This window comes from Stenotrophomonas sp. (assembly GCF_032103445.1).
In the GTDB taxonomy this organism is placed as follows: domain Bacteria; phylum Pseudomonadota; class Gammaproteobacteria; order Xanthomonadales; family Xanthomonadaceae; genus Stenotrophomonas.
Genome location: NZ_DAMDFR010000002.1, coordinates 108912 through 125271, shown reverse-complemented (window position 1 = coordinate 125271; position 16360 = coordinate 108912). Strand labels below are relative to the sequence as shown.

The following is a 16360-nucleotide window of genomic DNA, read 5'->3' as shown; positions in this document are numbered from 1 at the left end:
TCACGGCATCCGGTTCGCCCGCGGGGGCGAAGGTCGCTGGTGAAGCGCACATGGCCGCAAGGGCGTGGTCGCTGCACGGTTCCTTCGTTCCTCAATGCCGCCAAGCAATGAGGACACTTTTCATGACCACGGTTACCAATCTGGGATTCCCCCGCATCGGGGCCAAGCGCGAGCTGAAGCGTGCGCTGGAAGCATTCTGGTCGGGCCAGAGCAGCGCACAGTCGCTGCTGGATACCGCCGCGACGCTGCGCGCCACGCACTGGCGGCTGCAGCACGACGCCGGTGTGGATGTGCCACCGAGCAATGATTTCAGCCTGTATGACCAGGTGCTGGATGCCGCCTTCCTGTTCGACGCCATTCCGGCCCGCTACCGCGCCCTGGCCGACGCGGATCCACTGGCCGGTTACTTTGCGATGGCCCGCGGCCTGCAGCGTGACGGGCATGACCTGCATGCGCTGGAAATGACCAAGTGGTTCGACACCAACTACCACTACCTGGTGCCGGAACTGCAGGCCGGCCAGGTCTTCGCCCTGCGCGGCAACAAGCCGCTGGCCGAGTACCGGCAAGCGCAGGGCCTGGGCATTGAAACGCGCCCGGTGCTGATTGGCCCGGTGACGTTCCTGCTGCTGTCCAAGACCACCGACGGCAGCCCGGCGCTGGACCTGCTGGACGCGCTGCTGCCGGTGTATGTGGAACTGCTGGGCCAGCTGCAGGCGGCGGGTGCTGCGTGGGTGCAGTTGGACGAACCGGTGCTGGTGCAGGACCTGGACGATGCCACACGCGCGGCGTTCGTCCATGCCTATGACGTGCTGGCTACGGCCACCCGCCCCAAGGTGCTGGTGGCGACCTACTTTGGTGCGCTTGACGACAATCTTGAACTGGCAACATCGCTGCCGGTGGATGGCCTGCATGTGGACCTGGTGCGCGCGCCGGAGCAGCTGGATGCGGTGATCAAGGCACTGCCGGCCGGACGTGTGCTTTCTGCCGGTCTGGTCAACGGCCGCAACATCTGGCGCACCCATCTGGACAACGCCTTGTTGCTGGCGCGCTATGCGCACGGTCACGTCGGTGGCGACCACCTGTGGCTCGCCCCTTCGTGTTCGCTGCTGCACAGCCCGGTTGATCTGGCGCATGAAACGAAGCTGGATAACGAGCTAAGGGGCTGGCTGGCGTTCTCGAAGCAGAAGCTGGAAGAACTGCGCCTGCTCGCCAATGCCATCGATAACCCGGCCGTAGCCGAGAAGCCGCTGGCGGCCGCGCGCGAGCGCCTTGAAGCACGTCGCCGCTCGCCACGCGTGCACAATCCGGCGGTGACGCAGCGCCTGGGTGCGATCACCGCGGCTGATTCGCAGCGACACAGCGCCTACCCACAGCGCCACCTGGCCCAGGCCGCCGCGCTGAACCTGCCACTGTTCCCCACCACCACGATCGGCTCGTTCCCGCAGACGCTGGAGGTGCGCGAGGCACGTGCGCGCAACAAGTCCGGCAAGCTCTCCGACACTGACTACGATGCCTTCCTGGCGACCCAGACCGAGCACTGCGTGCGCGAGCAGGAGCGGATCGGATTGGATGTGCTGGTGCATGGTGAATTCGAGCGCAACGACATGGTGGAGTACTTCGGCGAGCAGCTGGAAGGCTTCGCCTTCACCAAGAATGGCTGGGTGCAGAGCTACGGCTCGCGCTGCGTGAAGCCACCGGTGATCTTCGGCGACGTCAGCCGCCCACAGCCGATGACGGTGCGCTGGTCACAGTACGCGCAGTCGCTGACCGAGCGCCCGATGAAGGGCATGCTGACCGGACCGGTGACGGTGCTGCAGTGGAGCTTCGTGCGTGACGACCAGGCCCGGGCCGATACCTGCCGGCAGATCGCGCTGGCGCTGCGCGATGAGGTGCTGGACCTGGAAGCGGCGGGCATCGGGGTCATCCAGATTGACGAGCCCGCCATCCGCGAGGGCCTGCCGTTGCGCCGCGCGCAGTGGCGTGACTATCTGGACTGGGCGGTGGAAGCGTTCCGGATCACCGCCAGCGGCGTGCGTGATGCGACCCAGATCCACACCCACATGTGCTATTCCGAGTTCAACGACATCATCCACTCGGTGGCGGCGATGGACGCGGATGTGATCTCCATTGAGACCTCGCGCTCGCACATGGAGCTGCTGGACGCCTTCGTGCGCTTCCAGTACCCCAACGAGATCGGGCCGGGCGTATATGACATCCACTCGCCGCGTGTACCGGACAAGGAGGAGATGGTGGTACTGCTGCGCAAGGCCGCCGAGGTGCTGCGGCCGGAGCAGATCTGGGTGAACCCGGACTGCGGGCTGAAGACCCGTGCCTGGCCGGAAACCCGCGCCGCGCTGGAAGCGCTGGTGGCGGCTGCCCAGCAACTCCGCGACGAATACGCCAACGCCAACGCGGCTTGACCTTCCTGCTGTAGACCGTGGCCAGCGCCGCCGTTGCCGGCGCTGGCCACATTGGAACTGTGATGAACGACTTTGTACGCCCTACCCTTTCCCTGCCCGATGGCCACACCAAGCTGCTTCTGCATTCGTGCTGCGCCCCATGCTCGGGCGAAGTGATGGAGGCGATCACCGCCTCCGGGATCGACTACACGATCTTCTTCTACAACCTCAACATCCATCCTTCGCGGGAGTACCAGCTGCGCAAGGAAGAGAACATCCGTTTTGCCGAGAAGCACAACGTGCCGTTCGTCGACGCCGACTACGACACGCGCGAGTGGTTCGCGCGTGCACGCGGCATGGAGAACGAACCCGAGCGTGGCATCCGCTGCACGATGTGCTTTGACATGCGCTTCGTGCGCACGGCGCTGTATGCGCATGAGCATGGGTTCCCGGTGATCAGCAGCTCGCTGGGGATTTCGCGCTGGAAGGACATGAACCAGATCAACGACTGTGGGCATCGTGCCGCCGCGCACTACCCGGGCATCCAGTACTGGGACTACAACAGGCGCAAGGGTGGTGGCGCAGCGCGCATGGTGGAGATCAGCGAGCGCGAGCAGTTCTACCAGCAGGAGTACTGCGGGTGTGTGTACTCGCTGCGGGATACCAACCTGCACCGGCAGGCGTCCGGGCGCGGGAAGATCGAGATCGGGGTGCTGTATTACGGGGATGGCACCACGAACGAATGACGTGTCGGGGCGTGCGATAGACTGTGGTCCCCCGCGCCCGTGACCGCTGCCATGAATCGCTTCCCCGTTGATGTCGCCCTGATCGTGGTCGATCTCCAGCCGGACTTCATGCCGGGCGGAGCACTGGCCTGCGCGGACGGCGACGCCATCGTGCCGGGCATCGCGGAGCTGCTGGCGCAGCGGCGCTATCACACCGTGGTCGCCACCCAGGACTGGCATCCAGCTGACCATGCCTCATTCGCCAGCCAGCATCCCGGGCATGCGCCGTTCGAGCAGATCACCCTGCACGGCCACCCGCAGACGCTGTGGCCGGATCATTGCGTGCAGGGCACGCCCGGGGCTGCGCTGCATTCGAGCGTTGACTGGGACGCGGCCGATCTGATTCTGCGCAAGGGCACGCGGCGGCAGGTGGATTCCTATAGCGCGTTCCAGGAGAACTTCGGCCCGGAGGGCACGCGTCCTGCCACGGGCCTGGCCGGGTGGCTGCGCGAGCGTGGCATTGCCGAGGTGCATGTGTGCGGGCTGGCGCGGGATTACTGCGTGCTGTGGACGGCGCAGGATGCGGTGGCTTCTGGCTTCCGGGTGGGGTATCTGTGGGAGCTGACCCGGGCGGTGAGTGCGGACAACGATGCGACTACGCGCGACGCGTTGTTGGCGGCGGGGATTCAGGTGCGTTGATGGTGCCGTATCGACCAACGGTCGATACCTACCGGTCGAAGAAGCGCCCCGGTAGGTCACGACCGTTGGTCGTGACCCGCGGACGAGGAACGACGTCAGGCCACCAGAATCAGACGTATCGCAAACCCAATCAGCAACATCCCCATCAAACGCTCGAACCAATGGCTTACGCGCAGGAACCGCTGCCGCACCGCCGCCGCTGACAGCGCCACGCTGACCAGCACGAACCACGCGGCATTGACCAGACACATCCACACTCCATAGAGCGCCTGTACCGCCAGCGGCGTCTGCGCGCTGACCAGCGTGGTGAACGCCGCCAGGAAGAACAGCGTCGCCTTGGGATTGGTCGCGTTGGTCATGAACCCGATCGCGAACGACCGTCCCGGCGTCTGCGCTGCGGCCAACGGACCGCCCGCCTCCACGGCACCGCTGTCGCCGCCCGGCTTGCTCAGCAGGAACCGGATGCCTAGATAGAAAATGTACGCGGCACCGATCCAACGGGCCGTTTTCATCAGCCACGGCGTGGCGTTCAGCAGTGCGGCGACGCCGATCAGGGTGTAGATGACATGCACCGACATGCCGGCGCCAATGCCCAGCGCGGTGTAGATGCCGGTTCTGCGGCCGAAGCGCACCGTCTGCCGGACAGCAACCGCAAAGTCGGGGCCGGGGGCAATGACGGCCAGAAGGTGAACGATGGCGAGGGTGAGGAATTCGGCCCAGTACTGGTGAAGCACGTCAAATCCGCAATGGAAGGGTTGCGCCGGACCTTACCGGAACACGACGGTGCGGTGGCCGTTGAGGATGATGCGATGCTCGACGTGACGGCGCACAGCGCGAGCCAGCACCTGCGATTCGGTGTCGCTGCCGAGCCGCACAAGATCGCGCGGGGTCATGGCGTGATCGACCCGGGCGACGTCCTGCTCAATGATCGGGCCTTCGTCGAGGTCGGACGTGACATAGTGCGCGGTCGCGCCGATGATCTTGACCCCGCGTGCGTGGGCCTGATGGTACGGCTGCGCGCCCTTGAAGCTGGGCAGGAAGCTGTGATGGATGTTGATCGCGCGGCCGGCCAGTGCTTCGCACAGGCGCGGGGAGAGGATCTGCATGTAGCGGGCCAGCACCACCAGGTCGATGTTCTCGCGCTCGACCAGATCGATGATCTGCTGTTCCTGCACGGCGCGGTTGTCCGCGTTCACCGGCAGATGGTGGAACGGAATGCCGTAGGAGGTGGCCAGCGGACCGAAGTCCTCATGGTTGGACGCGACGGCGGCGATATCCACCTGCAGCTGGCGGCTGTGCGCCCGGAACAGCAGGTCGTTCAGGCAGTGGCCCTGTTTGCTCACCAGCACCAGCAGGCGCGCCTTGCGGCGCGCGTCGTGCAGTTGCCAGTCCATCTGGAAGTCCGCCGCCAGCCCGGCCATGCGCGCCTGGATCGTCTCGATCGGCTGGGCCGCGTCGCGGTCGAAGTGCACGCGCAGGAAGAAGCGACCGCTTTCATCGTCGCCGAACTGCTGGGCATCGAGGATGTTGCAGCCCTGCTCGAACAGCAGGCCGGAGACGCGGTAGACGATCCCGGTACGGTCCGGGCATGACAGGGTGAGGATGGAATCGGGGCGCATGGTTCGAGTTTAACCGGCGCGGCCCGGGGCTGGCGGGGATGTTGTCAGATGCAACTGTTGGGGTGCTGGCGCATTGATGTGCGGTGATCGTGGCTGCGGCGATGTCTGGATGTGGGACGGTCTATGTAGAGCCGGGCTTGCCCGGCTGCATTTTGCGCGCGAACAACAGCCGGGCAAGCCCGGCTCTACAAGGGACGCGGGTTGGCCGCGAACTGCAGCCGGGCAAGCCCGGCTCTACGTCATCGGCTCGGATGCACGGTCAGTGCCACCAATCGCATTACCAGCGGGCGTACCACCAGCACGCAGCAGAACGCAGTCGGCATGGCCAACTGGTACGCGCCCAGCACCCGCATCGGGTACTCAGCGTTGATACCGGCATTGGCGGCGGTGATCACCAGGCACATCAGCATGGCCATGATCGCGGCCATGAAGAACGCAAACACGAACGGCGTGGTACGTGCCGCCAACTTCCAGCGGCGGGCAACAACAGAAGTGGAGTTCATCCGGCTCAGTCCAGTACACAGGCAACACAGCGGTTGCGGGACCGGCACGATATTCGGCTCTCCGCAGACACGGTAGATCGCCTCACCTTTGCACAGACCAAAGCAAAACTTGCGGATAAGCAGCGACAATAGCGGCATCATGAACATTCTTCACTGCATCCGCAGCTTCATCCGCACCGCCGACGCCGGCAGCCTGGCCGCCGCCGCGCGCACGCTGGGCATCAGTTCCGCCGCTGTTGGCCAGAACATCGCCCGGCTGGAAACCCACCTGGGCGTGCGCCTGTTCAACCGCACCACGCGCCGGCTGGTGCTGACTGAGCGCGGTTCGCTGTACCTGGCCAAGGTGCGTCACGTCGAAGACGACCTGCAACGCGCGCAGGACGCGGTGACTGACCCGGAAGCGGAGCCGGAGGGCCGACTGCGCATTGCCAGCACGGCCGCCTTCGGCCGCCATGTACTGGCCCCGCTGCTGCCGTCACTGCAGGCGCGCTACCCCGGGTTGGACATCGAACTGCTGCTGTCCGACCGCAGTGTGGACCACGCGCATGAGGAAGTGGACGTCAGCATCCGCATCGACCCGCAGCTGGACGAGGGTCTGGTCGCGCGCCCCCTGGCGCAGGTGCCGTTCGTGGTGTGTGCATCACCGGTGTACCTGGCCCAGGCCGGCGTGCCGGAAACCCCGGAGGACCTGGGCGATCACCGTTGCCTGGTGTTCCGCTATCCGGTGGATGGTCGCCACCTGCGTTGGGGGTTTGTGCGCGACGGACAGCCGTTTGAAGCGGACTTGAACCCCGCGCTGGTCAGCGACGACATCGACGCACTGGCCGCGATGGCCGCGGCGGGCGGTGGCATCGCGCGGCTGGCCGCGTTCGTGGCCGCGCCCTGGCTGGTGCGCGGCAACCTGCAGGTACTGTTCGCCTCGGACGATGATGCGCGTACCTCACCGGAACCGATGCGGTTGTACCTGTGTGTCAGCGACCGCCGTGATCTGACGCCGAAGGTGCGGGCGCTGATGGAGCACGTGGTGGAGGGGCTGCCGGAGGCGTGGCGGGTCGGCGGCGATTGAGCCGCGGAACGAGCGAAGAGCAGCCGGGCATGGCCCGGCTCTACAGGTGCGACCGGTCTTACTTGGCGGGTGCGGTGAACACGCCGCGCGCTTCGCGTGGCTCGCAGCGCAGGTACTGCGGTGCCGGGGTGATGCTGTCGCCGAGTGCAGCGGCGGCGTGCCAAGGCCAGCGCGGGTCATAGAGAATGCCGCGCGCCAGCGCGACTGCATCGGCGTGACCGTGGCGCAGGATCGATTCGGCCTGCGAGGGGTCGGTGATCAGGCCGACGGCGATGACCGGCATGCGCACCTTGGCCGCCTTGATCGCCTGCGCGAACGGCACCTGGTAGCCGGGCTCCAGCGGAATCTTCTGGCGCGGGTCGAGGCCGCCGCTGGAGACATGCAGGAAGTTGCAGCCACGCAGGTCCAGGATCTGCGCCAGCGTGGTGGTCTGTTCGATATCCCAGCCGCCGGCGACCCAGTCGCTGGCGGAAATGCGCACGCCCACCGAGATGCGGTCGTCGACTGCCTCACGCACGGCGTCGAACACGCGGATCAGCAGGCGCATGCGGTTCTGCAGCGAGCCGCCGTATTCGTCGTCGCGCTGGTTGCTGAGCGGCGACAGGAACTGGTGCAGCAGGTAGCCGTGCGCGGCATGCAGTTCGATCAGATCCAGGCCGACGCGTTCGGCGCGCTGGGCGGCGGCAACGAAGGCGTCGACGATGGCGTCGATGCCGGCCAGGTCCAGGGCTTCCGGTTTCGGATGGTCGTTGAAGGCCAGTGCGGACGGTGCCACGGTGGTCCAGCCGTTCGGGTCGGTGGCCGGCAACCCGCCACCGCCGTCCCACGGACGCGCCGAGGAAGCCTTGCGTCCGGCATGGGCCAGCTGCACGCCCAGCGGCATCGGCGACCAGGCCTTCACCGAGGCGATCACGCCGGCGAGCGCGGCTTCGGTGGCGTCGTCCCACAGGCCGAGGTCTGCCCAGCTGATGCGGCCTTCGGGCAGCACGGCGGTGGCTTCCAGGATCAGCAGGCCGGCACCGGACTGGGATAACTGACCCAGGTGCTGGCGATGCCAGTCGTTGGCCTGGCCGTCGGTGGCGGAGTACTGGCACATCGGGGCGATGACGATGCGGTTGGGCAGCTGCAGCGGCCCAAAGGAGACGGGGGAGAAAAGCTGGCTCACGGGGGGACTCGGGCGTGGGGAGATGAAACCGGTGGGTATTGCACTCTGAAGCGGGGTTGCAGGCAACCGTTTGTGTGGAACGGTGAAGGCGCAGCCGGGCAAGCCCGGCTCTACGGGGATGTGGCTTTTGTAGAGCCGGGCTTGCCCGGCTGCGGGTGCCCGGCGTTACAACAGGAACGACAACGCCGGGGCGCAGGGCTGTTCCACCTTCAGCGTCAGCAGGTCATCAGCGCGGGTGCGGCCGAGGTTGAGCGCTGCCACCGGCAGACCAGCCTTGGCGGCGGCCTGGACGAAGCGGAAGCCGGAATAGACCATCAGCGAGGAGCCCACCACCAGCACGGCGTCGGCCCGGCCCAGGTGGTCGTGCACGGCCGCCACGCGCTCGCGCGGGACGTTTTCGCCGAAGAACACCACATCCGGCTTGAGGATGCCGCCGCAATGCGGGCAAGCCGGAACGTTGAAGGCACCAAAGTCCACGCCCTCCAGATCGGCGTCGCCATCCGGGGCCTGCGCGGCGTCCAGCTGCGCCCATTCCGGGTTGAGCGCCAGCAGCGCGTGCTGGAAGTCCTCGCGCGGGCTGCGCGCCTCGCAGCCCATGCAGCGCACCTGGTCGAGCCTGCCGTGCAGGTCGATGACCGCGCGGCTGCCGGCCCGCTGGTGCAGGCAGTCCACGTTCTGGGTCAGCAGCACTTCCATCTGGCCGCGGTTTTCCAGCGCGGCCAGGGCGGCGTGGGTGCCATTGGGCAGCGCCTGTCCGAAGCGCGGCCAGCCCAGCAGGCTGCGCGCCCAGTAGCGCTGGCGGGTGGCAGGCAGGCCCATGAAGTCCTGGAAGTTCACCGGCGGGGTGCGCTTCCACTGGCCGTCGGCGTCGCGGTAGTCGGGAATGCCCGAGTCGGTGCTGCAGCCCGCGCCGGTCAGCACGAACAGGCGGCGGGCACGGTGGATGAAGTCGGCCAGAGGGAGTGACATGAAAAGCAGATGGGGGCACAAGGCCCCCATCGCAATTGCCGGTTCAGGGTCCGGCGATGTCCGCCGGCAGCGGCGGTACCGCAGTGGGGTGGTGGTTCTCGTCCAGCGCGATCATCACGAAGTGGCCGCGGGTGCACAGCTTGCGTTCGCCCGTGTGCAGATCTTCGGCGATCAGCTCCACTTCCACCTTCATCGAGCTGCGCCCGACCTCCACGATGCGGCCCACGGTCTCCACCATCTGCCCGACCGTGATCGGCAGCTTGAAGTCGACCTGGTCGGACCGCGCGGTGACCACGGCACGGCGCGAATAACGGGCCGCAGCCAGGAATGCCGCCTTGTCCATCCACGCCAGCGCCTGGCCACCGAACAGGGTGCCCATGTGGTTGGTGTGGTTGGGGAAGACGATTTCGGCCATCCGGACTTCGGTGGGCGGAACGACTTCGGCAGCGGCGGTCATGGCAGCGTGGTTCTCAGAAGTTCATGTCGAAGGCGACTTCGCCCTGCACGCCCACCTGGTAGGCCGACGGACGGCGTTCGAAGAAGTTGGTCAGCTCCTGCACGTCCTGCAGCTCCATGAACGGCAGCGGGTTGCGCACGTTGTACTTCTTTTCCATGCCGAGGCGGTGGAAATGGTTGTCGGCGCAATGCTGCAGGTACTGGCGCATGTCGCGGGTGGAAATGCCAGCCACGCCGCCGGACAGCACGTCCTCGGCGAACTGCACTTCGCATTCGATGGCGTCGGCCAGCATGTCATAGACCTGCTGCTTCATTTCGTCGTCGAACAGGTCCGGCTCTTCCTCGCGGATCACGTCGACGCATTCGAACGCGAAGTCCATGTGCGCGCTTTCGTCGCGGAACACCCAGTTGGTGCCCGAAGCCAGGCCGTTGAGCAGGCCACGCGAACGGAAGTAGTACACGTAGGCGAACGCGGCGAAGAAGAACAGGCCTTCGATGCACGCAGCAAAGCAGATCTGGTTGAGCAGGAACTGACGGCGCTGCTCGCGGGTTTCGATGCGGTGCAGGTCCTGGATCGAGTCGATCCACTTGAAGCAGAAGTCGGCCTTCTTCTTGATCGAGTCGATGTTCTCGACCGCCGAGAACGCCTTGGCGCGTTCTTCCGGGTCCGGCAGGTAGTTGTCGAGCAGGGTCAGGTAGAACTGCACGTGCAGCGCTTCTTCATACAGCTGGCGCGACAGGTACATGCGCGCTTCCGGCGCATTCAGATGCTGATACAGGTTCAGCACCAGGTTGTTGGAGACGATCGAGTCGCCGGTGGCGAAGAACGCGACCAGACGGTGGATCAGGTGGCGCTCACCCGGCGACATCTTGGTGTGCAGGTCGCTGATGTCGATCTGGAAGTTGATTTCTTCCACGGTCCAGGTGTTCTTGATCGCATTGCGATACATGTCATAGAACTGCGGGTAGCGCATCGGGCGCAGAGTCAGTTCAAAACCGGGATCGAGCAGCATCTGCTTGCGGGTGTCGGCCATGGTGTTTCGTCCTTCAAATGGTTGTGCCGACCAGGGGTCGGCACGAACCGGGTGTTTTGGGTGGTGCAGCCGGGCATGGCCCGGCTCTACGCGTTGGGGTGCCGATTATTGGCAGGCTTCGCAGGCTTCCGGGTTTTCCAGCGAGCAGGCGATGGCCTCTTCCGGGCTGAACACCTTTTCCGGAGCCGCCGTCGCCGTGTGGCTGACGGTGGTCTTGGCGATCTTGGTGGCCGGACGCGAACGCAGGTAGTAGGTGGTCTTGATGCCCTGCTTCCAGGCGTACATGTACATGGACGACATCGCACCGATGCTCGGGCTTTCCATGAACAGGTTGAGCGAGGCGGACTGGTCAATGAACGCGCCACGCTCGGCGGCCATGTCGATCAGCGAACGCATCGGCAGTTCCCAGGCAGTGCGGTAGACCTGGCGCAGGCTTTCCGGGATCTGGCTGATGCCCTGGATCGAACCTTCCGCCATCTTGATGGTGTCGCGCATTTCCGGGGTCCAGTGGCCGAGCTTCTTCAGCTCGTTCACCAGGTAGCGGTTGACCTGCAGGAAGTCGCCCGACAGCGTTTCACGCTTGAACAGGTTCGACACCTGCGGTTCCACGCACTCGTAGCAACCGGCGATGGAGGCGATGGTGGCGGTTGGCGCGATCGCGATGATCAGCGAGTTGCGCAGGCCATGTTCCTTGATGCGGGCGCGCAGGGCGTCCCAGCGCGCGCCGTCTTCCGGCACCACGTTCCAGGCGTCGAACTGCAGCTCGCCGCTGGCCGCGCGGGTGTCGTTGAACGACGGGTGCTTGCCGCGTTCCTGCGCCAGTTCGACCGAGGTCTCCAGGGCGTGGAAGTAGATGGTCTCAGCGATCTTCTTCGACAGCGCGCGGGCTTCGGCGCTGTCGAACGGCAGGCGCTTGCGGAAAAACACGTCCTGCAGGCCCATGCAGCCCAGGCCGACCGGGCGCCAGCGCATGTTGGCGCGGCGGGCGGTTTCGATGGGGTAGAAGTTCAGGTCGATGACGCGGTCGAGCTGACGCACGGCCAGGCGCACGGTTTCGGCCAGCTTCTCGTAGTCGAACTCGTTGTGCTCGTCGAAGTGGTTGCCCAGGTTGATCGAACCCAGGTTGCACACCGCGGTTTCATCGTTGGAGGTGACCTCCAGGATTTCGGTGCACAGGTTGGACAGGTGGATCACGTTGCCCGGACGCAGGGTCTGGTTGCTGGCGCGGTTGCACTTGTCCTTGAAGGTCATCCAGCCGTTGCCGGTTTCAGCCAGGGTGCGCATCATCCGCGAGTACAGCTTGCGCGCGGAGATGGTGCGGTTGGCCTTGCCCTGGGCTTCGGCCTGCAGGTAGGCCTGCTCGAAGGCTTCACCGAACAGGTCGGTGAATTCCGGCACCACGCGCGGATCGAACAGCGACCATTCCTGGTCGGCTTCGACGCGCTTCATGAACAGGTCCGGCACCCAGTTGGCCAGGTTCAGGTTGTGCGCGCGGCGCGATTCGTCGCCGGTGTTGTCGCGCAGTTCCAGGAAGTCTTCAATGTCGGCGTGCCAGGTTTCCAGGTACACGCAGGCCGCGCCCTTGCGCTTGCCACCCTGGTTCACCGCGGCCACGGACGAATCCATGGTCTTCAGCCACGGCACGATGCCGTTGGAATGGCCGTTGGTCGACTTGATCAGCGAACCACGCGAACGCACGCGGGTGTAGCTGACGCCGATGCCGCCGGAGAACTTCGACAGCTGGGCGATGTCGCCGTACTTGGAGTAGATGGATTCCAGCGAGTCCTGCGGCGAATCCAGCAGGAAGCACGAGGACAGCTGCTCGTGGGTGGTGCCGGAGTTGAACAGGGTCGGGCTGGACGGCAGGTAGTCCAGGTTGCCCATGCGCTTGTACAGCGCCAGGGTTTCCGGCACGTCTTCGCTCAGTGCGCTGGCGATGCGCAGGAAGAACTGCTGCGGGGTCTCGATCACCTTGCGGGTGTGCGGGTGACGCAGCAGGTAACGGTCGTACAGGGTGCGCAGACCGAAGTAGTCGAAGTTCAGGTCCAGCGAGATGTCGATGGCATCGTTGAGCTTGCGCGCGTTGGTCTGCACGAAGTTCAGCAGGCGGTCGTTGATCAGGCCGACTTCATGGCCACGGCCCACCGACTGCGAGAAGGCGTGGATCTCCTGCCCCGACACTTCCTTGGCGATGTAGTTGGCCAGCAGGCGCGCGGCCAGACGGCCGTATTCGGGTTCTTCACCGATCAGCAGGGCGGCGGTGCGGATCGACAGCTCGTCCAGCTCCTGCGTGGTGGCCCCGTTGTACAGGCCGGAAATGGTGCGGGTGGCGACGCGCATCGGATCGACCGCGTGCAGGCCTTCGGCCGAACGCTGCACCGCGCGCACGATCTTGTTCAGGTCCACCAGTTCGGTCGACCCGTTGCGCTTGGTCACGCTCATCGTGTTGGAGGTCGGCGGCGAGGTCAGCAGGAACTCGCTTTCCTTCTTCTCGATGGTGGCGCTGGTTTCGGTGCTCACGGCGGTGTCCTCTAGGCGTGATATGGGCGGGCACTACGATTGCCGACAGGGTTGGCAACCGGCCGGTGCGCACGGGCCTCAGGGTGGCAGAACGGCGTCTCACGGGACGCGACAGACGCGATCCCCTTGTGACACCAGTCCTCTCCCCCCCGGAGACTGTCGCAACCGGCACCGTCTGCGGTGGGCAGGCGGCTCGTCGGCAGGAAGCACGATCCGGCTTCCCTGTGGTTCCGCCCGCCCCGTCTTGGGGTTGGTGGAACCGCCAGCCACAAGATAGTGGGGGTGTCAGGGATCGTCAACGCTAAATGTAGGAGATTTCACCAATCCCTTGTGGCGCAAGGATTGGCCGATCGGGGCGTCCGACGAACGGTTGGAACCTGTCGAAATGGACTGCGCTGTCAATGGGGGAAGGCGACGTTTGACGGCGAAAACAGTGTGTGAAAAACGGAACGGCACGCATCACGTGGGCGTAACAAACGTCGCGTTGAGCGGGGTTACGCAGCCGGGCAAGCCCGGCTCTACGTCATGCACGGTGGGGGGTGCCGAGGTATTCGGCGCTCTGCATCTCGATCAGGCGCGACGCGGTGCGCTCGAACGCGCCCTGCAGGCGGGTGCCGGTGTACAGCGCCACCGGGGTGTCGGTGGCAGTGCAGACCAGGTTGACGTGGCGGTCGTACAGTTCGTCGATGAGATTGACGAAGCGGCGCGCGGCATCCTCGTTGGTGCGGTCGAAGTGCGGGATGTCGCCCAGCAGCACGGTATTGAACTCGTGCGCGATCTCGATGTAGTCCGACGGACCGCGCGGCCCCTCGCAGAGGGCGGCAAAGTCGAACCAGGCGATGCTCTTGCCGCGCCCGCGGACCGGAATCTTGCGGCCCTCGATCTCGATGTTGCCGGCCTTGGCCGGCTGGCCGCCGCTGAGCTCGGCCCAGCGGGTGCCCAGCCAGGCGTCACTGCCGGTGTCACGCGGGGACTGGTACACCGGCGAGCGGGTCAGCGCGCGCATGCGGTAGTCCTCGGTGCCCTCGGCATACAGCTCCACGCAGTAGGTCTGCAGCAGGCCGATGGCGGGCAGGAAGCTGTCCCGCTGCAGGCCATTCAGGTACAGGTTCTCCACCGCCGTGTTGGAGGTGGTGACCAGAGTCACCCCTTCGGCAAACAGGCGCTCGAGCAGGCGCGCCAGCAGCATGGCGTCGCCGATGTCGGTGACGAAGAACTCATCCAGCACCAGCACGCGCAGCTTGTTGCGCCATTCCTGGGCGATGCGGGCCAGCGGGTCGCTCTGGCCCTGGTGCTCGCGCAGGCGCTCGTGGATGCCGCGCATGAAGCGGTGGAAGTGGGTGCGGTACTTCTGCTGGATCGGCAGCCCGTCATAGAACAGGTCGACCAGGAAGGTCTTGCCCCGCCCCACCCCACCCCAGAAGTACAGCCCCTTGACCGGCTCGGGCTTCTTCCAGAACGCGGACAGACGGTCCAGCCAGCCATCCTGGTCGCTGTCGAGCAGGGCGGTATGGATGCGGTCCAGCTCGGCCAGGGCGGCGTGCTGGGCGGGGTCGTTCTGCCATTCGCCCCGCGCTGCGCCTTCGGCATAACGCTGGGAGGGGGTCAACACTGCGGAACTCATGCGGCTGGGCTACCGGCAGCGGGCAGCCACTGCTTCAGGCCGTGGGTCAGCGCACCGCGCAGGTCGATCAGCTTGCGGTGGAAGAAGTGACTGGTTTCCGGCATGCGCACCAGCTCATGTGGCAGCTTCAGCTGCTCCAGCCAGTCGTACACGGCCTGCGGGTCGACGATCTCGTCCTGTTCGCCCTGGATCACCAGCCACTGCGCGGGCGGCTGCACGCCGTCGAAGTCCCAGCGTCCGGCGGGCGGGGCAATCGAGACCAGCACCTGCGGCTGCAGCTCGGCCGACGCGCGCAGCGAGACGAATGCGCCAAAGCTGAAACCGGCCAACCACAGCGTGGCCTGCGGGTTGCCCTCGCGCGCCCAGGCCACTACGGCCTTGAGGTCGTCCTGCTCGCCCACGCCGTGGTCGAACTCGCCGGCGGACCCGCCCACGCTGCGGAAATTGAAGCGCACCGTGGTGATGCCCATCTCGCGCAGGGTGGTGGCCAGCATGGTCACCACCTTGTTATGCAGGCTGCCGCCCTCGGTGGACAGCGGGTGGCAGATCACGGCGATGACCGGGACGGACGGCACATCAGCCTTGGGCAGATCGACCGCGACTTCGAGCGGGCCGACCGGGCCGGCCAGGGTGAGCGTGCCGGATTCGGCGGGGAACGGGGGATTTTGCATGGCACCATGATAGCGTCCCCTGCCCCCGACCTGCCCTGCTCCGCTCATGACATATCTGCTGTTGGCCGTGATCTGCTCGGTGCTGGTCTCGGTGTTGCTCAAGCTGGCTGCGCGCCGGCAGCTGGACGTGGCGCAGATGGTGACCTGGAACTACCTGGTCGCCGCCACCCTGACCGCAGTGGCATTGCGGCCGCCGCTGGCCTCGCTGCAGTCCGGACATGCGCCGTGGCTGGCGCTGCTGGGGTTGGCGGTGGTGCTGCCAGCCATTTTCCTGGTGCTGGGCCGGGCCGTGGCCGAAGCCGGCATTGTGCGCAGCGATGTCGCCCAGCGGTTGTCGCTGCTGCTCAGCCTGCTGGCGGCCTTCCTGTTCTTCGGCCAGACCGCCACGGCGTGGAAGCTGGCCGGGCTGGGGCTGGGCCTGGTGGCGATGCTGATGATCAGCCTGCGCCCGCGCGGCCCATCGGTAACCGCCACACCGGGCAGCTGGCGCTGGCTGCTGGGGGTATGGGTCGGGTTTGCGGTGGTGGACATCCTGCTCAAGCAGGTGGCGCTGTCGGGGACACCTTCCATGGCCGCGCTGCTGGCCTGCTTCAGCATTGCCTTCGTGCTGATGCTGGCGCTGCAGCTGTGGCGGCACTTCAGCGGACGCAGTCGGTTGAACCTGCGCAACCTGGGTGCCGGCGCGCTGCTGGGCCTGCTCAACGGCGGCAATATCCTGTTTTACGTGCACGCCCACCAGGCCCTGCCGGACAGCCCGGCCACCGTGTTTGCCGGGATGAACATCGGCGTGGTGGTGCTGGGCGCGCTGGTGGGGGTGCTGGCGTTCGGGGAACCGACGTCGCGCTGGAACCGGATCGGGTTGGGGTTGGCGGTGGTGGCAATTTCGTTGATCGCGTGGGGGTGATTGATC

Annotated in this window: 15 protein-coding genes; 5 read left to right on the top strand and 10 right to left on the bottom strand. The window is 66.0% G+C overall.

What is annotated here, in order from left to right:
- Positions 1-122 precede the first annotated feature (122 nt).
- From metE to pncA, 3 genes are all read left to right on the top strand, one after another.
- Positions 123-2420 (top strand): 5-methyltetrahydropteroyltriglutamate--homocysteine S-methyltransferase, encoded by a 2298-nt coding sequence (metE, locus tag RT551_RS01535; protein ID WP_313455205.1) that lies wholly within the window; start codon positions 123-125, stop codon positions 2418-2420.
- Positions 2421-2482: 62 nt separating this feature from the next.
- Positions 2483-3145 carry an epoxyqueuosine reductase QueH gene (locus RT551_RS01530; protein WP_313455204.1) on the top strand — a complete coding sequence of 221 codons (663 nt, stop codon included), beginning with the start codon at positions 2483-2485 and terminating at the stop codon, positions 3143-3145.
- 51 nt (positions 3146-3196) lie between these two features.
- Positions 3197-3823, top strand: coding sequence for a bifunctional nicotinamidase/pyrazinamidase (gene pncA / locus RT551_RS01525; protein ID WP_313455202.1), 627 nt, complete (start codon positions 3197-3199; stop codon positions 3821-3823).
- 95 nt (positions 3824-3918) lie between these two features.
- Here pncA and RT551_RS01520 read toward each other — a convergent pair whose 3' ends face one another.
- The 3 genes from RT551_RS01520 to RT551_RS01510 form a co-directional block, all read right to left on the bottom strand.
- Positions 3919-4557, bottom strand: a complete 639-nt coding sequence (locus RT551_RS01520; protein ID WP_313455200.1) for a LysE family transporter — start codon at positions 4555-4557, stop codon at positions 3919-3921.
- Between the two features lie 33 nt (positions 4558-4590).
- Positions 4591-5442 carry a formyltetrahydrofolate deformylase gene (gene purU / locus RT551_RS01515; RefSeq protein ID WP_313455199.1) on the bottom strand — a complete coding sequence of 284 codons (852 nt, stop codon included), beginning with the start codon at positions 5440-5442 and terminating at the stop codon, positions 4591-4593.
- A gap of 239 nt (positions 5443-5681) precedes the next feature.
- A complete protein-coding gene (locus RT551_RS01510; RefSeq protein WP_313455197.1) occupies positions 5682-6092 on the bottom strand; it encodes a DUF2798 domain-containing protein in 411 nt (136 codons plus the stop codon).
- Here RT551_RS01510 and RT551_RS01505 point away from each other — a divergent pair.
- Complete coding sequence (locus tag RT551_RS01505) at positions 6085-7011, top strand: LysR family transcriptional regulator (protein ID WP_313455195.1); 927 nt, start codon at positions 6085-6087, stop codon at positions 7009-7011. The two genes, RT551_RS01510 and RT551_RS01505, sit on opposite strands and share 8 nt — an antisense overlap.
- Positions 7012-7069: 58 nt before the next feature.
- Here RT551_RS01505 and RT551_RS01500 read toward each other — a convergent pair whose 3' ends face one another.
- The 7 genes from RT551_RS01500 to RT551_RS01470 form a co-directional block, all read right to left on the bottom strand.
- Positions 7070-8176 carry an NADH:flavin oxidoreductase/NADH oxidase gene (locus RT551_RS01500; RefSeq protein ID WP_313455194.1) on the bottom strand — a complete coding sequence of 369 codons (1107 nt, stop codon included), beginning with the start codon at positions 8174-8176 and terminating at the stop codon, positions 7070-7072.
- Between the two features lie 165 nt (positions 8177-8341).
- Entirely contained in the window at positions 8342-9145 is an 804-nt protein-coding gene (locus RT551_RS01495; RefSeq protein ID WP_313455192.1) for an NAD-dependent protein deacetylase, read from the bottom strand.
- 43 nt (positions 9146-9188) lie between these two features.
- Complete coding sequence (locus RT551_RS01490) at positions 9189-9602, bottom strand: acyl-CoA thioesterase (protein ID WP_313455190.1); 414 nt, start codon at positions 9600-9602, stop codon at positions 9189-9191.
- Between the two features lie 13 nt (positions 9603-9615).
- On the bottom strand, positions 9616-10635 hold the full coding sequence (locus RT551_RS01485) for a ribonucleotide-diphosphate reductase subunit beta (RefSeq protein ID WP_282298594.1): 1020 nt from the start codon (positions 10633-10635) through the stop codon (positions 9616-9618).
- A 105-nt stretch (positions 10636-10740) separates the two neighbouring features.
- A complete protein-coding gene (locus RT551_RS01480) occupies positions 10741-13155 on the bottom strand; it encodes a ribonucleoside-diphosphate reductase subunit alpha (protein WP_313455188.1) in 2415 nt (804 codons plus the stop codon).
- A 523-nt stretch (positions 13156-13678) separates the two neighbouring features.
- Positions 13679-14779, bottom strand: coding sequence for a cell division protein ZapE (zapE, locus tag RT551_RS01475; protein WP_313455186.1), 1101 nt, complete (start codon positions 14777-14779; stop codon positions 13679-13681).
- Entirely contained in the window at positions 14776-15450 is a 675-nt protein-coding gene (locus RT551_RS01470) for a CocE/NonD family hydrolase (RefSeq protein WP_313455184.1), read from the bottom strand. Before RT551_RS01470 ends, zapE begins: the two co-directional genes overlap by 4 nt.
- A 46-nt stretch (positions 15451-15496) precedes the next feature.
- Here RT551_RS01470 and RT551_RS01465 point away from each other — a divergent pair, with 46 nt between their 5' ends.
- Positions 15497-16354 carry an EamA/RhaT family transporter gene (locus tag RT551_RS01465; protein WP_313455183.1) on the top strand — a complete coding sequence of 286 codons (858 nt, stop codon included), beginning with the start codon at positions 15497-15499 and terminating at the stop codon, positions 16352-16354.
- Positions 16355-16360 lie beyond the last annotated feature (6 nt).

Bases quoted from the DNA above. Each gene is read 5' to 3' on its own strand.
- metE (WP_313455205.1), top strand. From the start codon at position 123: ATGACCACGGTTACCAATCTGGGATTCCCCCGCATCGGGGCCAAGCGC.
- RT551_RS01530 (WP_313455204.1), top strand. From the start codon at position 2,483: ATGAACGACTTTGTACGCCCTACCCTTTCCCTGCCCGATGGCCACACC.
- pncA (WP_313455202.1), top strand. From the start codon at position 3,197: ATGAATCGCTTCCCCGTTGATGTCGCCCTGATCGTGGTCGATCTCCAG.
- purU (WP_313455199.1), bottom strand. From the start codon at position 5,442: ATGCGCCCCGATTCCATCCTCACCCTGTCATGCCCGGACCGTACCGGG.
- RT551_RS01505 (WP_313455195.1), top strand. From the start codon at position 6,085: ATGAACATTCTTCACTGCATCCGCAGCTTCATCCGCACCGCCGACGCC.
- RT551_RS01510 (WP_313455197.1), bottom strand. From the start codon at position 6,092: ATGTTCATGATGCCGCTATTGTCGCTGCTTATCCGCAAGTTTTGCTTT.
- RT551_RS01495 (WP_313455192.1), bottom strand. From the start codon at position 9,145: ATGTCACTCCCTCTGGCCGACTTCATCCACCGTGCCCGCCGCCTGTTC.
- RT551_RS01490 (WP_313455190.1), bottom strand. From the start codon at position 9,602: ATGACCGCCGCTGCCGAAGTCGTTCCGCCCACCGAAGTCCGGATGGCC.
- RT551_RS01485 (WP_282298594.1), bottom strand. From the start codon at position 10,635: ATGGCCGACACCCGCAAGCAGATGCTGCTCGATCCCGGTTTTGAACTG.
- zapE (WP_313455186.1), bottom strand. From the start codon at position 14,779: ATGAGTTCCGCAGTGTTGACCCCCTCCCAGCGTTATGCCGAAGGCGCA.
- RT551_RS01470 (WP_313455184.1), bottom strand. From the start codon at position 15,450: ATGCAAAATCCCCCGTTCCCCGCCGAATCCGGCACGCTCACCCTGGCC.
- RT551_RS01465 (WP_313455183.1), top strand. From the start codon at position 15,497: ATGACATATCTGCTGTTGGCCGTGATCTGCTCGGTGCTGGTCTCGGTG.